At 41.7% G+C, this 16,843-nt stretch carries 21 protein-coding genes; 15 read left to right on the top strand and 6 right to left on the bottom strand.

Annotated elements, in window-relative coordinates; all coding sequences use genetic code 11:
- Positions 1-384: 384 nt before the first annotated feature.
- Complete coding sequence (gene lysS / locus P397_RS17335; protein WP_051523988.1) at positions 385-1,944, top strand: lysine--tRNA ligase; 1,560 nt, start codon at positions 385-387, stop codon at positions 1,942-1,944.
- 4 nt (positions 1,945-1,948) lie between these two features.
- Here the strand turns inward: lysS and P397_RS17330 are convergent, their stop codons facing one another.
- On the bottom strand, positions 1,949-2,590 hold the full coding sequence (locus P397_RS17330) for a DUF3885 domain-containing protein (protein ID WP_051523986.1): 642 nt from the start codon (positions 2,588-2,590) through the stop codon (positions 1,949-1,951).
- 152 nt (positions 2,591-2,742) lie between these two features.
- On the opposite strand from P397_RS17330, the gene P397_RS0110420 reads away from it, so the two are divergent.
- Positions 2,743-2,964 carry a DUF2188 domain-containing protein gene (locus P397_RS0110420; RefSeq protein ID WP_026833220.1) on the top strand — a complete coding sequence of 74 codons (222 nt, stop codon included), beginning with the start codon at positions 2,743-2,745 and terminating at the stop codon, positions 2,962-2,964.
- 228 nt (positions 2,965-3,192) lie between these two features.
- On the opposite strand, the gene P397_RS17325 is transcribed toward P397_RS0110420, so the two are convergent.
- Positions 3,193-3,684: an ATP-binding cassette domain-containing protein gene (locus tag P397_RS17325; protein ID WP_235183980.1), complete on the bottom strand. Its 492-nt coding sequence runs from the start codon at positions 3,682-3,684 to the stop codon at positions 3,193-3,195.
- Between the two features lie 153 nt (positions 3,685-3,837).
- The gene (locus P397_RS0110410; protein ID WP_028106491.1) at positions 3,838-5,715 is read right to left on the bottom strand and encodes a hypothetical protein; all 1,878 of its coding nucleotides are present in this window, start codon (positions 5,713-5,715) and stop codon (positions 3,838-3,840) included.
- Between the two features lie 988 nt (positions 5,716-6,703).
- On the opposite strand from P397_RS0110410, the gene P397_RS0110405 reads away from it, so the two are divergent.
- Entirely contained in the window at positions 6,704-7,993 is a 1,290-nt protein-coding gene (locus P397_RS0110405) for a histidine--tRNA ligase (RefSeq protein ID WP_028106490.1), read from the top strand.
- 58 nt (positions 7,994-8,051) lie between these two features.
- On the opposite strand, the gene P397_RS0110400 is transcribed toward P397_RS0110405, so the two are convergent.
- On the bottom strand, positions 8,052-8,273 hold the full coding sequence (locus P397_RS0110400; protein ID WP_028106489.1) for a hypothetical protein: 222 nt from the start codon (positions 8,271-8,273) through the stop codon (positions 8,052-8,054).
- A gap of 140 nt (positions 8,274-8,413) precedes the next feature.
- On the opposite strand from P397_RS0110400, the gene P397_RS0110395 reads away from it, so the two are divergent.
- From P397_RS0110395 to P397_RS0110380, 4 genes are all read left to right on the top strand, one after another.
- Positions 8,414-9,097, top strand: coding sequence for a hypothetical protein (locus P397_RS0110395; RefSeq protein ID WP_028106488.1), 684 nt, complete (start codon positions 8,414-8,416; stop codon positions 9,095-9,097).
- Between the two features lie 159 nt (positions 9,098-9,256).
- Complete coding sequence (locus tag P397_RS17320; RefSeq protein ID WP_235183978.1) at positions 9,257-9,466, top strand: hypothetical protein; 210 nt, start codon at positions 9,257-9,259, stop codon at positions 9,464-9,466.
- A 46-nt stretch (positions 9,467-9,512) separates the two neighbouring features.
- Positions 9,513-9,788: a hypothetical protein gene (locus P397_RS0110385; protein WP_028106487.1), complete on the top strand. Its 276-nt coding sequence runs from the start codon at positions 9,513-9,515 to the stop codon at positions 9,786-9,788.
- A 26-nt stretch (positions 9,789-9,814) separates the two neighbouring features.
- Complete coding sequence (locus P397_RS0110380) at positions 9,815-10,069, top strand: SMI1/KNR4 family protein (protein WP_028106486.1); 255 nt, start codon at positions 9,815-9,817, stop codon at positions 10,067-10,069.
- A 29-nt stretch (positions 10,070-10,098) separates the two neighbouring features.
- On the opposite strand, the gene P397_RS0110375 is transcribed toward P397_RS0110380, so the two are convergent.
- Together P397_RS0110375 and P397_RS0110370 are read right to left on the bottom strand one after the other, a co-directional pair.
- The gene (locus P397_RS0110375) at positions 10,099-11,067 is read right to left on the bottom strand and encodes a DUF2268 domain-containing protein (RefSeq protein WP_028106485.1); all 969 of its coding nucleotides are present in this window, start codon (positions 11,065-11,067) and stop codon (positions 10,099-10,101) included.
- A 239-nt stretch (positions 11,068-11,306) separates the two neighbouring features.
- Positions 11,307-11,834, bottom strand: a complete 528-nt coding sequence (locus tag P397_RS0110370) for a hypothetical protein (RefSeq protein WP_028106484.1) — start codon at positions 11,832-11,834, stop codon at positions 11,307-11,309.
- Between the two features lie 203 nt (positions 11,835-12,037).
- On the opposite strand from P397_RS0110370, the gene P397_RS0110365 reads away from it, so the two are divergent.
- The 8 genes from P397_RS0110365 to P397_RS17315 all read left to right on the top strand — a co-directional run bounded on the left by P397_RS0110365 (position 12,038) and on the right by P397_RS17315 (position 16,841).
- A complete protein-coding gene (locus tag P397_RS0110365) occupies positions 12,038-12,607 on the top strand; it encodes a suppressor of fused domain protein (RefSeq protein ID WP_028106483.1) in 570 nt (189 codons plus the stop codon).
- A gap of 59 nt (positions 12,608-12,666) precedes the next feature.
- Positions 12,667-13,248, top strand: coding sequence for a hypothetical protein (locus P397_RS0110360; protein WP_028106482.1), 582 nt, complete (start codon positions 12,667-12,669; stop codon positions 13,246-13,248).
- A 153-nt stretch (positions 13,249-13,401) separates the two neighbouring features.
- Positions 13,402-14,124: a DUF2750 domain-containing protein gene (locus P397_RS17630; RefSeq protein ID WP_051523984.1), complete on the top strand. Its 723-nt coding sequence runs from the start codon at positions 13,402-13,404 to the stop codon at positions 14,122-14,124.
- 116 nt (positions 14,125-14,240) lie between these two features.
- Positions 14,241-14,477: a hypothetical protein gene (locus P397_RS0110350; RefSeq protein WP_028106480.1), complete on the top strand. Its 237-nt coding sequence runs from the start codon at positions 14,241-14,243 to the stop codon at positions 14,475-14,477.
- 112 nt (positions 14,478-14,589) lie between these two features.
- Positions 14,590-15,159: a hypothetical protein gene (locus tag P397_RS0110345; protein ID WP_028106479.1), complete on the top strand. Its 570-nt coding sequence runs from the start codon at positions 14,590-14,592 to the stop codon at positions 15,157-15,159.
- Between the two features lie 34 nt (positions 15,160-15,193).
- Positions 15,194-15,718: a hypothetical protein gene (locus P397_RS0110340; RefSeq protein ID WP_028106478.1), complete on the top strand. Its 525-nt coding sequence runs from the start codon at positions 15,194-15,196 to the stop codon at positions 15,716-15,718.
- A 153-nt stretch (positions 15,719-15,871) separates the two neighbouring features.
- Entirely contained in the window at positions 15,872-16,351 is a 480-nt protein-coding gene (locus P397_RS0110335) for a hypothetical protein (protein WP_028106477.1), read from the top strand.
- Between the two features lie 103 nt (positions 16,352-16,454).
- Complete coding sequence (locus tag P397_RS17315) at positions 16,455-16,841, top strand: hypothetical protein (protein WP_035414160.1); 387 nt, start codon at positions 16,455-16,457, stop codon at positions 16,839-16,841.
- Positions 16,842-16,843 lie beyond the last annotated feature (2 nt).

Raw genomic sequence — 16,843 nt, 5'->3', positions numbered from 1 at the left:
GAAACTTGATAAGACAATCTATCAAAGTAACTGAAAAAAGATTGACAATCTATCTCCATTATTTGTATGCTAATCAAAATCAAATAGACATGGCTGTGAAGAGAAGAGTAGGAAGAAACTGACGGTGCCAAGCGAGTCCGAACTGGTGAGAGCGGATGACCGGGTTTCAATCTGAAAAAAGCCTCTGAGCTTCGTACGGATTCCAACTGGATGATGCTACGATGGATTCTCCCATTATCGAGAGCGTGTATGTTTGTACATGTAAAGGTTGATCTGGTGACAGGTCAACGAACAAAGGTGGTACCACGGGAAGCTGATTCTCGTCCTTTAGTGAAAACTAAACGGCGGAAATCAGCTTTTTTGCCGAACTCAGGAGGAATCAATATGCATTGGGCAGAAGAAACCGCACGTGCCATTATTACAAGAAATCCGGAAAAACAAAAGTATGTGTGTGCAGCAGGAATCAGTCCGTCGGGACCGGTTCACATCGGTAATTTTCGGGAGGTCGTGACCACCTACTTCGTCGTTCAGGCGTTACGGGACTTAGGAAAAGACGTCCAATTTTTATTCTCGTGGGATGATTACGACCGCTTCCGGAAAGTTCCGGCTGATATCGTAGGGCATGATCGTTATTTGGGACGGCCGTACAGTGAGACACCGGCACCAACAGGTGAAGGTTCATATGCACGTCATTTTGAGGAAATGTTCGAGAAAACGTTGCGATTGTTTCAGATGGAACCGGAATACCGGTACCAACACGCCGAATATCGGTCGGGACGATATGCGGAGTTGATTCTACACGCTTTTCGGGAACGTCACGCAATTTATGAAATCTTGATGCGATATAAATCAGCTACTCCTTCTGAAGCGGAGCGGGTAAGTTATTTTCCAGCTTCCGTCTACTGTACGGCTTGCGGGACGGATGCAACGACAATCGAGTCGTTTGACGATCATGAAGCGACATACGACTATCGGTGTAGATGCGGGTGGTATGAGACGATTGATATGCGTAGCAACCATCAAACGAAATTGAACTGGAAAGTCGATTGGGCGATGCGTTGGGCAATGGAGGGTGTTGATTTTGAACCGGGTGGGAAAGATCATTCCGCGGCAAACGGAAGTTATGTCGTCTCATCCGAGATTGCACGTGAAATTTTTGGTGTGAAACCTCCATTGTATCTCCCGTACGAATTCATTCGATTAAAAGGAGAAACGAAGAAAATGTCGAGTTCGAGTGGTGGAGGGTTAACACCACAAGATTTGCTGCAGGTCTATCCGGCTCATCAAATCTTATTCCTATTCGCAAAACACCGACCAGAGCATGCGTTTCATATCGGAATAGACGAAGATGTGTTACGGCATTACGCGGAATATGAGCGAATGGTGATGCATTATGAACGGCAAACACCAGAAATCCAACAAAGTTTACGCTGGAGTCAGGCGGACTTGAAGAACGAACTGATCCCGTTTTCGCAATGGACGACCCTTGGTCCGATGGTTGATTTTAATGAACCATTACTACGTCAATTACTGGAATGCAACGAGGCAGACGAGACAATTACAGCTCAAGTCGAGCGTGCCCGCCAATTCGTGACAAGTTGGTGTCCGGAAAGACAGATTCGGATTCGCGAGCAGCGAAATGATCAAAAATTCGCGGCGTACTCGATGGAAGAACAAGACTGGTTAAATCGTTTCGCAGAAGCAGTGCGGGGAGAAGAAGATGTTCTGGCGGTCTTCTATCGTCTGACTCGGCAAGTAGAAAAGAAAGAAACGATGCGGATGCAAAAGATTCGCTCGACGATGTTGTACGAATTGACGATTGATAGCTCTTTTGGTCCTCGGATTCCGTTACTTGTAAAGGCTATCGGGCATGAGCGTTTTTGTTCGCTCTTATCATTTGATTTAATCGATACAGTAGGATTATCACAAGATAGGCTCAAATGATTCACTACTCTTCAAGTTGATTAGGAAAGCTTTCGGATAAATCAGGTGTATACTGTTCTTTCAAAAACTCAAATCTCGGTTCATTGTTAGTTAAGATAAAACAGCCTCGGTCGTCAAAAATATGCAGGATGATATCTTGATCGGCGTGCACAAAAAAGATTTCAGGATAGTACGTCTGCCTCGATTTGAAGCGGGGATACAACTCAGGAAAGTCCTGATTACAGATTGCTTTAAGCAATTTTGTATAATAAATGACCTGTCTGTTCGGCAACAAGCGGGCGTATTGAATAATGACTTCCTCGTCGCTGACATTCTTTTTTTCAAATTCAAGCGTGTATCGATTCTTGTTATTTTTGAGATAGCGCTCAAAAATCTCCGTACTTTTCGCCGGAGGAGAATGGCGGTCTTTTCTGACACGTACAACGAGATATAGACGGTCGTCTTCCTGAAACAGGTCTTCAAACAAGGTAAGCGATTTTTGATAGACCTTCTCGAAATACGCCATATTCAGTTCGTCTGAATTATGTTGTATTTGGTAAAGTTCTTTTTGCAAGTCGAGACGTAGTGTAAATGGACGCTCCGCGAACGATTCTGCTAGCACGTCTGGATTGCTAAAGTAAGTCTGTAAATAATCGTGTAACTTCATGCGAGTGCTCCTCTCCGTGCGGTTGTCGTGTACTGCTAAGTGAACAAGGTTTCGATGCGCTGGAGACTGTTTCCAGACGAATGAAGACTTTTAGTTAAGGGTAACAAGGATAGAAGCAGGATAAAACGATCCACTAAAAAGGAAGTGAATTCATGGCGAATCAGCATATTACACCACATCCGGATGGCGGTTATCAGGTCATTGAGGAAGGGGCTTCAAAAGCAACGGAACGGTTTCCGACACAAAAAGAAGCCATCGCAGCAGGACGGAAAATTGCGAAGGATCAACAGGTTGAGCTGATCATTCACAATAAGGAAGGGCAGATCCGCGATAAGGATTCGTACGGCAATGATCCGTTTCCTCCAAGAGGTTAAGAAAGTATAAAACTAGACTGACCTAGCGATATGACACACATGTAAAACACCTTCAATAAGAGGTCTGTAAGCAGGTTATACACTATCTAAAGAATGTATCCAAGAAGAATCAGGCTGCCGTTACACCTGTCAAATACGGTGTGAGGGCAGCCTGATCAAGGTATGGTATTCGTATTTTTACCTATGATGTGGATAGGAACGATTATTTTTAAAGAGCAACTCGTTGTATTATAAATTCACTATTCTACTGCAATAACTAAAGGCATTTTTATCGTGACTCACCATAATAATCGTTTTTCCTTCAGCATTTAATGTTTTTAACTGATTTAATATTAAATCACTATTCTCTCTATCCAAGCTCCCTGTTGGTTCATCTGCTAGTATGATCTCACTTTCACTAAGGATTAATCTTACTAGTGCGACCCGTTGTTGTTCGCCTCCGGAAAGTTGGTAGATTGGTTTATCTAGAACATGTTCAAGTCCTAATTTCTTTAATTCTTGATCCATAACATCTCTGCGTTCTTTTTTGCTTTTTTTATTAAAAACAATGTTCAGATTTTCATAAACCGTGAAATCATCTATCAGCGCAAAGTTCTGAAACAAATAACCGATCTCTTTTTCAAGGACCTTTCGAGCACTCTTTGAATGAATATCGTTATATGTTTTCCCCTTTAAAATCACATCGCCCTCGCAATTCTCAAGCAGTCCTATTATATTCAATAATGTTGATTTTCCCGCTCCACTTTTTCCTGTTATGCCAAGAAATTCTCCTTTTCAACAGATAGATTAAAACCATTGAAAATATGTTTACCTTCGAACTTTTTAGTAATATTCTCAAGCTGTATTATCGCCATTTCAATTCCTACCTTTAATTTATTCTCCTTTTAAGACGAGAATAGCTTTATTTTTCATATATTTATTAATAAATATAACGAATAGCATCATTTCGATTAAGAAAAGAATGATCAGCATCCAGTTAATTACTGCTGCAATCAATAGCGTAATTACTCCATTAAAAATCAAAAAACTCATTATTAGCGATTTCGGTCTCTTACCTAAAAGTCGATTCACCGCAAACTCCTTTTTACGAAACTCTAAGAAAATCGTAATGATTGAAAGGATACAGAGCAAGAATGAGAAACCGGTAATTATGACATGGAACAACGATTCTACAGTAGCAATCGAAAGATTCCCTTTGGCAAGATTGTATTCACTTTTCATCGATTTTACATCTATGCTGCCAGAATCATAACCTTTTGATTCTATCTCTTTCATTAATGCGGTAGCACTGGATGTATCAAAAAGTACTTCTCCTGAGTTCAAATACAAACTCTTCTGTAAAGGTGCGACATAAGTAATTGTGTCAAATAGGTATGAGCCTGGCCATAATAGATTTTCTTGTGTTTGACCGTTTTTAACATAATGTACTTTAGTTTTTTTACCTAGAGATAAAGACTGTAATACCTCTTTGATATTTTTTTCGTAATGAGCCGGCACCAATAAAGTAAAAGGCTGAACTTCGTCGGATTTTAAAATGCTTCCGTCCTGATCTTTAATCTTTACGACGTTTAAAATATTTTGAGAGACTATAGTCAAAGGAATGTTTTCGAGATTTTGTGACATGCCTTCGGTCTCTAATTGTTTCAGTTGGTTGATATCTACTGTCTCATCTGACGGAGAGTAGTTGAAAATATCTTCATCATTTAATGATTCGATGTAATGGTCTAGCTCTTTATGGACCTTCTCTTCTGGCGAAGATGCAGTTTGGACTTTGTAAAACGTATTTTTCTCAAGCTGATTGATGGAATTTATCGAAGAATTCAGTTTGTTCATATCTTTTATGCTCGTATCGAGCGATAAGACTAACAAAGTTACAACGATTGCTTTGAAAAATAATAGAACATAGAACAACTTTTTATTATTTTTATTATTTTTGATCGCATTCACTTGGTTTAATCTAGAAATAAATAGTGAACCAATTATGCTGGATCCGATAAAAATAATGGCTAAAAAGAGATACAAGTAGATACACATCAGAGCATACGATTTTAATGCATTAAGATCAGTGACAGAAATGTATACAGCAAAAGGAAGAACGAACAACAATGCAGCTCCGAATGAATGGATTACAAGTTTTTTAATTAATGAAAACGAAATACGAAAATTATTCCATCCGTTTAATTTTTTTATTCCGATTTCTTTTATGCGATGAATATAGTAAGTTGAAATGCTGAATAGAATCAAAAGAGTCAATAACGAGAAGAATTTAAAATTAAGTGATGAAAAGAGCATACTTATGTTAAAAGTTGTCGGTTCAGATGTGCTACTCACCATTTCGTATCCTGCGGTCGACAATTGCTCTTTGAAGTGATTAACTTTATGTTCATCGTTTGATTGAATAGTGAAGTACTTTATTTTCTTCTTTTCATTTGGCGAGTATGAAGAATAAATAATTTGATTTCCCGGAAAAATACTTGGCTGACGTCCTAATTTAACATCGGAAGTAGGATTCAACAACGTGACATCTAAATGATTTCTTCCGAAACTGATATCGTTGAATTTTACTAAACGAATCATCATATTCGTTTCGCTTGCGATTTGAGTAAGTTTTTCGCCGGAGATGTTTTTTGATAACGAGAAATCATACACAGTATCATCATTGAAATATACATCTTTGTCAGCAACTAATAAAAAGAAGAATACTGAAAATGCACCAACTAATAATCCGATTCCTAAGAATATTTTTTTCATAAGACTTCCCCATTTATAATGTTTTACGATCGAATTGTTTTGAGAAAACAATTTAGAGGTTTTAATTGTTAAAGTTTAACGAGTAAAGCCCCAAAAAGCGACGCTTGAACGCTTTAATGGGGCTAAATTACTAATGAATCGAAGAAAGGCTCCTAATAAGTAACGATTTTAATTATTTTACAACTGAAAAATCGTTATATCCGGATCTGTTAGCTACGAATGGGTTTGAGTTAGTCGCCCCAACTGAAATTTTAACTTGTCCTGAAGCTATTTTTCCTGTAGCCGTGCCTGTTTTTTCTGATGTTGTTCTTATATGACGACGTCTTAAAAAATGTAGCACCCTATAGTATGAAAGTAAATCGGATCAATGCATTTTTTTACATTTTCAGATCTATTTTTTACTTTTTTTACAAGAATGATTTTTCATATATTACAGAATAGATTAAGGGTCAAAATGGATGAGTTCCACTTGCACATTCTTTTTCTTTCTTACTCTATCTAAAAACTTAAGAGTAGAAAATTAAAGCTTTTGAAGCAGGAATCGTGTCTATAGTTCGTTTTAATCTCTCGAACTCCAACATTATGCAACTCATTTTGTACATATTTTTCGGAAAGGTTACAGGCACAATGAACAATGAGTCCCAATGCCTGCTATCGCGACATTGCATTCAAATTCGATTTGCTCGATGAGCATGGAAACGTCTACTTGATTGTTGAGGTTGAACGAGAAATGTAAGCCAAAACTAATAAAGTAATTAATTGACAATTGTGTATCGGATTCGTATGATTATCCCAATACACAGGAGGGGATCATATGCGAATGCCATCGACGGTCGTCACACATGTACATCAGCATACCGAGTAGTCTTGCTATGGATATAATGCATATCTAAATAGGAAGACTATTCATCGTGAATCGTATAACTAAGCGGACAAGGAGCTTAGGGTTATGCGGTTTTTTATTTTTTAACAAAAAGGAGATAATATTATGCGGAAAATGGACTATCAAAATGTTAAGGGGACACAGGATTATTTGCCGGATCAGGAGGACGCCAAACGGACCATCCGGCGGACGCTCGAAGATACATTCATCGCTTACGGGTGCCGTCCGCTCGAAACTCCGATTTTGAATTATACCGAGTTGATGGCATCAAAATATGCGGGCGGAGCAGAAATTTTGCAGGAAATGTACCGGTTGACGGACCGCGGAGAACGTGAGCTGGCGTTACGTTATGATTTAACGATTCCATTCGCGAAAGTCGTCGCCATGAATCCGTCGCTTGCAATGCCGTTCAAACGCTATGAAATCGGGAAAGTCTTCCGGGACGGGCCGATCAAAGCCGGGAGGTACCGTGAATTTACCCAGTGTGACGTCGATATCGTCGGTGTGGAATCCCAAGCGGCAGAGGCGGAACTGATGATGATGGCACTCGAAGCCTTCCAGAAACTCGAACTTCCGGTCGAGATTCAGTTTAATAACCGGAAGCTATTATACGGATTGTTGCAACAGTTCGCAGTGCCGGAAGAGAAAATGAATCGTGTGCTGCTCGTGCTCGATAAGATGGAGAAGGTTTCGATTGAAGCGATGATGCGTGAATTGGTTGAACTTGAGTTGGCCGAGAAATGCCTTGTAGACATCCGGTCGTTCATTGAGTCGAAAGCGGAATGGACAATCGAGTACTTTACAGGACTCGAGCAGGACAATCCCGAACTGCAACAGGGCTTGATGGAACTAGACGAATTGTCGTCTTATCTGGTGCGGCTGGGCATTGCAGACATGTGCCGATTTAATCCGTTCCTTGCACGGGGGCTTGAGATCTACACGGGGACGATTTACGAAATTTTCTTGGAAGACGGTACGATTCGCTCGAGCATCGGCAGCGGAGGCCGGTATGATAATGCAATCGGAGGATTGCTGAAATCCGGACAGACGTTTTCGACCGTCGGCATCTCGTTTGGTTTGGACGTCATCTTGTATGCCTTTGAACAGTCGGGGCGCGTCGGGAAACGTGCGACGAAGGATCTGTATATCATTCCGGTTGGCACGATTCCGGAAGCGATGAAACTGGCCGTCCGTTTGAGAAAAGCAGGGCGCCGCGTCGAAGTGGAACTGTCCGGGAAGAAGGTCAATAAAGCGATGGAGCGGGCCAATCGGGAACAGATTCCGGAAGTCATCGTCCTCGGCGAAAACGAGCTTCAAAACGGGTTCTTTGACATCAAAGACATGTCGAGCGGGGCAACGACACGTGTCAAATATCCCGTCAGATCCCTTATTTGATGTGAACGAAAAAAACGCACATGCTCTGTTCTTCCGTGAACAAGAGGATCTGCGTTTTTCACATGAAAGTCTTTCGTTTGTACAGTTTATCTTCGATCCATTTCCAGACACGTGTGGCAAGATACACATTTGCAATCGTACTAAGCAAGAGGAGACCGAGCATGATGATGCCACTCTTATCAACAGCGAGGAGCGGTTGGAAGATTGTAAAGACCGCAATTAACTGTAATGGTACGGTAAGGCTGAGCCAAACAGAAAAAAACAACAGTGGTTTCCACATATAATTCATCCTTTCGTATGTCAGTTCTTCTTTTATTATATCAAAATGCATACTGGATACTAGAAAAAATGGAAAGCCTAAGCCAGGTTCGTTATGCTTAAAAGAATAGAACGATACGATGATGGGGTGAGGAGAACAAAATGGCAGAAATCATGATTATGGAAGAAAAGATTATCGAAAAGGATGCGATGAACTTAGGGTACCCGCTTGAAATGGGTGGAGCGTTGAAGACAGCTTATTTCATTGATGTAAGCCGAATTGAAAAAGACGGAGCAGATGAAAACAAAGAGTTTTTAATCGAATTCTTAATCCATCAACAGGTGTTTCCACTCTATGTCAGTTTTGTGGATGAGTACGAGTTACATGAAGAACATGACGCGTTTTTCAAGCAAAACAAGCTTTCGTATGTCGTGTTGGATTTAGATACACAGTTTCGAAGTGGAGATGTGAAAGTCCGTTATAAGGAATACCATCCGTGTTATACGATTACCGTTCAAAATGCGGAAGAACTGCGTCTTGTCCTGAACAAAACCTACTGGCTGGCATCGGAAAATCTGTTTTACACGATCTCGTACTCGGACAATCTGTCATTTAAGTTGGGGGAGATAAAATGGTGGCGAATGAAACTGATTCGCCCGATTGGTGTTCTGACCATGCACTCGAACATGACCTGTTTTAAAATTGCCCACGATGGCAACGGCTTTTACCTGCTGTCAAACGATGAAAGCTATATACCAATCGAACACCTGGTGACCCGGCTTCCGAAAGGGACCGTCATTTCGCAAATTAATGATGACTGGCTACTTGATGACGAAACCGATTGATCCTGGTACACGTAAAAGAAGGATGAAACTGAACATGGAGGAATGAGAGTGGAGCACGTTTTGTATTATCTGTGTATAGCTACCTGTATCGGAACGGTCGAGGCTTTTCTGTTTAATCGGTTGTAACCCGATAGTCGTGTCCGGACGATCAGTATCAGCGTGACCGTTTTGTTGTTGGTCCTGATGAGTGTGACTGCGTTGCTTGGGTGGGATGCTGCAGAGGAAAAGCTGTACCGGTCCTTTGGCTTGTTAGTCATGAGTATCTTTGCGCTCTGGTATGAACGAATTGAAGGGAACAATAGGAAAACCATCGTCTGGTCGCTGACGTTGGCCTTGGTCGTTTTCGTGTTCGGAATGATTTTAGGATGACATATGGTAGAAATCATACATAGATGTTAAAAAGGGGCTGTTCATATTGAAGAAAAAAATGTTGATCATCTCCATCCTGCTGATGGTAGGCGGCGTATTTGGAAATATACTTTTTACCCGACTCGGTTATTTTCCGAATGCAGATTTTCGGATTATGAGTATTCCGTTAGCAGCGGGAGCGCATTACTTTAATCTGGGGCTGGTGTTGCTTGCCATGACGCTAGGCGGGCTGGTGTTACTGCCATGGTTTCTGGAGAAAAAACAATTTTCTAAAACGGTGCTGTCACTTGTATTAATTATTTGGTTGCCTGAAGTCGTCTAAACAACATGGACAGGAGCGATGATATCGTGAGCAAACTCATTAAACGCCTCCATCCCGATTCAAAAATGCCCGGGGTATCAGCCGTTGAACTGAGAAAAGCAGAACGTGCCTTAGGTGTTTTGTTTCCATATGAATACAAAGACCTTTTTTTACAGACGAATGGTGCACAGTTTGGTGAATGGAGCTTGTATCCTGTACCAACCAGACGAACAGTTTCAATGAATGAAGGAATTGAAAATCAAACGTTCAAAACAAAACGAGCAAAATACTTTCTCTATTAGAAGGGAAGGTGTTTTGCTCGTTTTAGTCATTATTCAAGGATGTTTTGATACTTATAGTCTTTCAAGATTTCATGTTCATCTTTATATGTCCACTCTTTGATTGAAAGATTTGGATTTGATTTCAAATAATGATTTAAGATATCTCGCCCTAGGATATAGTTGCTCCATCTTGGAATGTCTTTTTGCTCATTCCCGAATGTAAAATCGTTAAAAGTTGTTTCATAATTATTTACAAGACCGGCTACGTATTTCTTGGTCGTATTATCCATCGGCACATCCCACGGTGGTGATACGCCTTTGACAATACGATCAGCAAAAGCATCTGCCTTACCCTCGACAATCACAGAATTAAGAACAGAACTGATTTTGAAATCTGGTATATCATGAAGAATCAAATGATGGTATTCATGGGCAATCGTATATGCAAGAACTTTCTTATCAAAGGTTGAATCTAAAAAAAGAACGAAAGCGTCTTTATATGTGGCTCCGGTCACTCCAGCCATTGATTCACTCATAGTCGAAAAATCCGAGTTGGAGGGTACAATAAAAATCGTACTTTTCTTTTTAGGAAGTATCTTATGTGAAGCGATGTAGTTTTCCGTAATGATTTCCTTGATTCTATCGTGTTGTTTTATCAACGTGTCAATCCGATTTAAAAGTTCTTGCTCATAGGATGTCGACTGTAAAATAAAGTTACCTTTCAAATCTGCTGTGCTGAACTTTTCCTGTTCTCCAATCTCGTCTATGTAACTGAGAACATGTTTCGCGTAATTTTTTTTATCCATTTCTGGATCATCGGTCTTAAGAGATGCCTTCAAATACTTTTGATAGGGCGTATAGAGCGGCACGATTGTCAATTCGCTGTCGCGATCAATTTTCACAGTTTCTGGTTGGATCTCTACAGGCTTTTGATGAGCTTCTGCTTCTTCTTTATTCTCTGTACATGCGGATAACAAGAGTAAAGGTGTACAAAGTACAGAAATAATTATTTTTTTCAACAAGATGACCTCCATTTTTTCTAAATATCTGTAATGTCAGTTGGCGTAATTAATGATTTTTAGTCATTAATTATTTCTATCTGTAGATAAACTATGTTGGCAATGGATTTGATTTTATTTCCAATTTTTCAGATCATCCGTATCAACACGAGACGATTGAAATCGAGGACGTTGAATGAGCGGATATGGTAAAAGGAGTGCAGACGGGTGATGGAACAGACCCGGTTACACTCCTTTTGTTATTCTTTCACTTCTGCAACCGTCTTGAAAATCTGTGAATAAACATCTTTGATAATTTGATCGTTTTTTTGATCGTTGTTTAATCCATATTCCCAGTAGCGATAGCGATCTTTTTTCCCTTGCAGATAACCGGATGCATAGGAATGCTCCAGTTCGCTCGCATTGGTATACGTCAGGTCTTCAGATACGAATGGTAAAAATCCTTTTGTTGTCTCTAAGAAGAATGTCGGAATATCGAGTTTCTGGTACACCTTCACGTACTTCTCTTCATCTGCCTGTTTTAGGTTATCTTTTGTGATGAACACCGCATCAAACTGTGAGGAAATCCGGTTCGTGTCCTCTAGGTCTTCAAATGAGAGTGTTGAAAACTTTACATTTTTCTCTTGCAGATCAGGCTGTTCTCCAATCACACCGATTTTTAAGTATGTTCCATCATAGGAAGTATCTTTAACTTGTGTTGATGCGTCTACACCACAACCTGCTAATGCGGTCGCGGCAATCAGTGAACCCATTAATAATTTTTTCATGGACACGTTCCTTTCACGTTCGTTTAATATCACAGTGATTATACCAATCATTTGGAAGATTCACCTAAATCGAAATGGAAAAATAGAAGTTAACAATTAAAATAAAAATTCCCAATAATGTTATCTGATTATATAATATGAAGTATAAATGGAATTTCTTTTAGGCCTTGTTTAGCCGGCGAAGAAAGTAAACGGGAGGACATATGAATTACATTGAGCATTTGGAAAAACACTGTGGTGAAATTAAAGGAAGTTTAGAACTAGAAGATATGATGGAAGAAAACATTCAATTCCTGAAGTTTGAGAACGCCCCCATCGATAATACCTATACGGCGACAACACTCGGATTACTGTGGCGACCGCTTCAGTTTGAAGAGGAGCGATTTTATCATCAGGAACTGATGATGTCGGTCAAGCAGCCGGAAGCGGAGGAAGATGTCATCGAATTGCTATGGCGTCTGACGACGCATGCGCTGGAAACTGGACAGGCGTTTGATTTAGGTGAATTTTACAGCATGCCTGAGACGGTGTTCGGACAATACGGCTTTGCAGGAGTTTATGTGACAGCACCGTTTTATTTTGACGAGAGCTTTTTCATCCATCATGGGGATGCCAGTTTTGATGAGCCAGAACACGTTTTGCCTGTCTGGTTTGTTCCGATTTTCGAATCGGAAGCGGACTATCTCGAGCAACAGGGCATGGATGCTTTCGACGAAATCATTGATGCAACAGAGGATGAACTGCTTGACTTAACACGTCAGCCATTGATTTAAGGATCATATTCATAGAGCGGAAAGCAATCATACGTTGCTGAAGAGAGGGCGGAAGCAACATGTTAGTCGATCACTACAAACAGGTTCATCATCTAGAAGTCGATATACCGAAGGATGAGCGTTTTCAAAAGTATGAACATCTCAATATTTATTTTGAGTGGGGATTCGCAATCATCCAATCAACCGAAGAAGTTGCCAGCGAGGATGCGGTGTGGTTGCTCGGGCAAACGAATGCATTCCCGATCTGCATGGTCTTTGATGTATTTGATTTTTCGATAAATGAAACAATTGAGGTTCTCGAATCCTTCGACATACCGTATCAGACGTCAAGCAATAACGGAACAGGGCTCGTTGATGGAAGAGAAGCTTCGCATGACATCAGTATACGGCTCATCGTTAATCAGGAAAAAACGTTGCGAGAAATGATTCCATTCCTGCACGCATGCGGATGTCACGGTCAGAAAAATTATCTCTATTCCGTGATCATGGACGGAACGGATGCATTATCAGCCACAGAAGACTTTCCGGGAATCGATGTCTCATACGCCGTCGTTGCGGTCGGACCGGATGGAGAAGGTGTAGATGTCATCGGACCGAGGGAACGGATCATTCCGCTGTATCGGCAAGTACGAAAGAGATAGATGCAGAAAGGCGGCATGATTCACAAAAGATTTGGAGAGAAAAGAACTGAAGGAAATTGTTAGCTGATTAATCGGATACAGATACAAATTTGAAAGTCCGCTTGGATATATGAAAATGAAAGAAACGAAATTATACATAAAGGAGTAGTAAAAATGGAACATCAGATCGGTTTACCAAGCATTTCAGAAGAACGGTTACAGGAAGTCGAGGCAGAACTAGGATTTTCGCTGCCGTCCGAGTTGCGGTCGTACTTTAAAAAGGAAAATAAGTTTGAAGCCGGTGAGTGGCAATTCCATCCGATCAAGGACGAACAGTATATCAAGCGGACGTGGGAAGACATCGTCCGTGTCAACTCGACGGATGCAGAAGACTATCCGGACGGGTTCTTCCGGATTGCCGCGGACGGTTCCGGGGATGAGCTCGGCTATCTCTTGCCGGACGCAGAAACCATCGTCCTGTGGGATCACGAAGAACAGGAGTTGTTCCCGGTCGCCCCGACGCTCGTAGCCTTTTTGGAACAAGAGCAACAGCTGTTAGACAGTGCCAGGCAAGCGGATGAATTCTTTGAAACCGTACTCGAGACAGGATCTGTCTACGGATTATCGAAACTAAAACAGTCGGGTTGGGCCTATTGTCCGTCAAATCAAGAGGAAACGGATGTGTTATTGTTCTTCTCGACGGAAGAAGGAGCGCGGGCCTGCCAGACAAACGGATGGGAGAAGTATCATCTCATTCGCCTCGATCTCGATGTCTTTACAGACGGCTGGTTGCCGAACATGATTCAGGACGGTTTGTATTGCGGACTAAACTGGGATGCCGGTTTACAAGGGCTCGAGCTGAACCCGGAGAACGTTTTGGAGGAACTCGAAGGGTAACGATAGAGTAAGCACCACTTTTCCTCCGGACGAGCGGAAAAGTGGTTTTTTTAATGAAACCGACTTTTGGAACGAGACGTATTTGAAACTACTAGCGATAGAATCGAGGGGTAAACATGGTACTATCATTGATTGGAATCGGAGTCGTCCTTGCTTTATTTGCACTGGGTCTGAAATGCGTCCGATCCAAGCATCCGGATGAGACACCTTTTTTGGACGCGGCTAATGGAACCGATTCAATCATTGGATCGGTCTTGATGTTTCTCCTTTGTTCCTTATCCGTCAAACAGTACGGTTACCTGTGCTTTACCGGAGGCTTTCCTCTGCTGTACTGGATCAGTGCGTCATGGTGAAGGTGCGTATGCTGAGAATAATCTGCGACGAGGTGTACGATTTTAGATTGGAGAAGCTGTCTCTTGTGTAATAGAAAAAATAGAGCTCGTGAAAGGAAGGCAAACCATCCTGATGATCATACTTAGAAAACAAATCGACGGCTTGATGTATTCCTGGACCATTTATCGCGACGGACGGACGGTTCACGCTAGCTTCGGTGTTGATAAACCGTGGATGCTTGATGAAGACATCCATGAAAATACGGAAGAACGGTTTTCGTTTCGTTATCAAGCGCGACGCCGGATGCAGGAACTGATTGCCGAGAAGCAGGCGGACGGATACGAAGAGGAAGTCAGTCCAGACCCGATACCGAGTCGAAAAGAGAAATTTTCGTTCCGCAGGCGGATGATGTTTCTGGGATATGGCCTCATCGGAGCCGGTTTGTTTCCGATTTTGACACCTTGGTCCTTATCACCGTACGTGATACTGATGCTTGCAGTACTCCCTTTCATCATGTCGTTGACGAGCGGGAAAATGCTGCCGTTTTGGGTCAAAGCGGTGTGCTTTATCAGTTATGTCCTGATTGACATCAGTTATAAAGAGGCACTGGACGTACAATATCTGGACGCCGGTCTATTGATTGCAACGGGTGTATTTCTGTATATGTACATGACTGTCAAGAGGCAACGGATTGAATCGTAAAAGTAATCATTTAAACGAAAAGGAGCAATATAAAATGAAAAAACTAGGTACTTTTCATAATCAACAAGGCGATATGATCGTTTCGGACCCAGCTTTTCTTGAACCGGATCCGGAATTTAACATCACGATTCCGGTTGCACCTGATTCGACATGGACTGTCTGGTATAACGAGGACGACCAGCCGGAAATTAATTTAGTGTACTTGACGATTGAGGATCACGCAGATATTGCAGCGGATGACTTTGACATTCTTGAAGGTTTTGCGGTGGTGGATTCCTCACAGCTCGTCGTCATGAATACAGCGAATTATGGGAAACGCGAGGCCATTGACTGGGAAATTCGGAACACGCTTAAGTTCGACGACGAAATCGATCCATTTTATATCGCCATCTTAGATGAATTGATGGAGGAGGAAATCTTTCTGTTTCCGTTTGGCGTTGCCGTCCAGTTGATGGGAGACGGCCATTACAAGGTTCGCGTACGACGAGATGCGGATCAGGTCACCGGCATCCTGCTGGTCATCGGGGAACATGAAGATTTTGAAGAGGACTTCGAATAATTCAATACCAGCGATTGAAAGCGTCTCACCTAAACTTGTTGAAGTAGCAATTCAAGTAGAAGGTGAGATGTTTTAGTATCCATATCCGAAAACTTGATCACAGGATGTTAAAGAGCATTTAAAAGACGAGCTGATGAAAGGAGGACTATTTCCATGAAGACAACGTATTCCCGGGCAGAGCTTCTAAAAATCGATGACCCGTTTGAATATGAATTTGGTCTCCCGTTGAAGATCAACGACCTGCCCTCATCCGTGATGGAAGAGGATATCCCGGACAGTAAAACGAAACTGCTTGAGAAGCTGGCGGAAGGTTACTCCTTGATCATTCAAAAACCGCGGATTCCAAACGAAAAAGTGTTTACTACGCTTCAACTGTTGGACGAAAATGAGTTCATGAAACTGTATACCGTAAACGAAACAGCCTTTACTGAAGCATTGTGGGATCTTTTGTATGAGAGTGAATACAATCTTCACTGGTCATTCTTTTTACTAAAAGAGATGAAAGGTGTCGTTTTCGAATTGCCCTATACGGGTGGAGGGACTCGCTCTCTGACTCTCTCAGGTCTGAACGCAAATATCCTGATTCATCTACGGCTTGAAGTAGACGAAAGCGTGACCTGTCGGTGGGATTGACTAAATAGAACAATCAGAATCATGAAGGACGAGGTATGATGGGACGTTCAAGGCTAGTAGAGGTATGGCTTTGGTTCTATCGATTAAAGAGGAGGACAAGGAGATGAATCAAGACATGGAAGCGTTCATTAAATCCGTCTATCAAACTGTCGTACAGGAGGGGATGGCTGATTACAAAGAAATGTATCAGGAGAACGTAGATCCCTACGCCAACGATTATACAGCTTGCATCGCACTATATCAGAAGTCGAACGAAGCGGATCAAAAACGAATGATGCAGATGATGGAACAGACAATCATCGACACGGTCTCTCACGTCTTTGGCATTATTGATGGAAGTTCAGAACTGAGTGGATCCGAGCTTGAAGTGAAACTGACTCTCGTCCGAGTCGACGAAGAGGGAGAACCGTTCGAGACGATTGAAACAGATGGTGAACTGCAAGATACGTTCTTAGGCTATTTAGAGGATCATGATTTGCATGCGCTTTAACC

It is taken from the genome of Exiguobacterium undae DSM 14481, assembly GCF_000620805.1.
GTDB lineage: Bacteria > Bacillota > Bacilli > Exiguobacteriales > Exiguobacteriaceae > Exiguobacterium_A > Exiguobacterium_A undae.
The sequence above is the reverse complement of the archived record's forward strand: the minus strand, read 5'-3'. Positions and strand labels throughout refer to the sequence as shown.

Excerpts from the sequence above, each read along its gene's own strand:
- P397_RS0110335 (WP_028106477.1), top strand. The coding sequence starts at position 15,872 with ATGAAGACAACGTATTCCCGGGCAGAGCTTCTAAAAATCGATGACCCG.
- P397_RS17330 (WP_051523986.1), bottom strand. The coding sequence starts at position 2,590 with ATGAAGTTACACGATTATTTACAGACTTACTTTAGCAATCCAGACGTG.
- P397_RS0110370 (WP_028106484.1), bottom strand. The coding sequence starts at position 11,834 with ATGAAAAAATTATTAATGGGTTCACTGATTGCCGCGACCGCATTAGCA.
- P397_RS0110395 (WP_028106488.1), top strand. The coding sequence starts at position 8,414 with ATGGCAGAAATCATGATTATGGAAGAAAAGATTATCGAAAAGGATGCG.
- P397_RS0110405 (WP_028106490.1), top strand. The coding sequence starts at position 6,704 with ATGCGGAAAATGGACTATCAAAATGTTAAGGGGACACAGGATTATTTG.
- P397_RS0110400 (WP_028106489.1), bottom strand. The coding sequence starts at position 8,273 with ATGTGGAAACCACTGTTGTTTTTTTCTGTTTGGCTCAGCCTTACCGTA.
- P397_RS17630 (WP_051523984.1), top strand. The coding sequence starts at position 13,402 with ATGGAACATCAGATCGGTTTACCAAGCATTTCAGAAGAACGGTTACAG.
- P397_RS0110365 (WP_028106483.1), top strand. The coding sequence starts at position 12,038 with ATGAATTACATTGAGCATTTGGAAAAACACTGTGGTGAAATTAAAGGA.
- P397_RS17315 (WP_035414160.1), top strand. The coding sequence starts at position 16,455 with ATGAATCAAGACATGGAAGCGTTCATTAAATCCGTCTATCAAACTGTC.
- P397_RS0110360 (WP_028106482.1), top strand. The coding sequence starts at position 12,667 with ATGTTAGTCGATCACTACAAACAGGTTCATCATCTAGAAGTCGATATA.
- P397_RS0110350 (WP_028106480.1), top strand. The coding sequence starts at position 14,241 with ATGGTACTATCATTGATTGGAATCGGAGTCGTCCTTGCTTTATTTGCA.
- lysS (WP_051523988.1), top strand. The coding sequence starts at position 385 with ATGCATTGGGCAGAAGAAACCGCACGTGCCATTATTACAAGAAATCCG.
- P397_RS0110345 (WP_028106479.1), top strand. The coding sequence starts at position 14,590 with ATGATCATACTTAGAAAACAAATCGACGGCTTGATGTATTCCTGGACC.
- P397_RS0110420 (WP_026833220.1), top strand. The coding sequence starts at position 2,743 with ATGGCGAATCAGCATATTACACCACATCCGGATGGCGGTTATCAGGTC.
- P397_RS0110410 (WP_028106491.1), bottom strand. The coding sequence starts at position 5,715 with ATGAAAAAAATATTCTTAGGAATCGGATTATTAGTTGGTGCATTTTCA.
- P397_RS0110340 (WP_028106478.1), top strand. The coding sequence starts at position 15,194 with ATGAAAAAACTAGGTACTTTTCATAATCAACAAGGCGATATGATCGTT.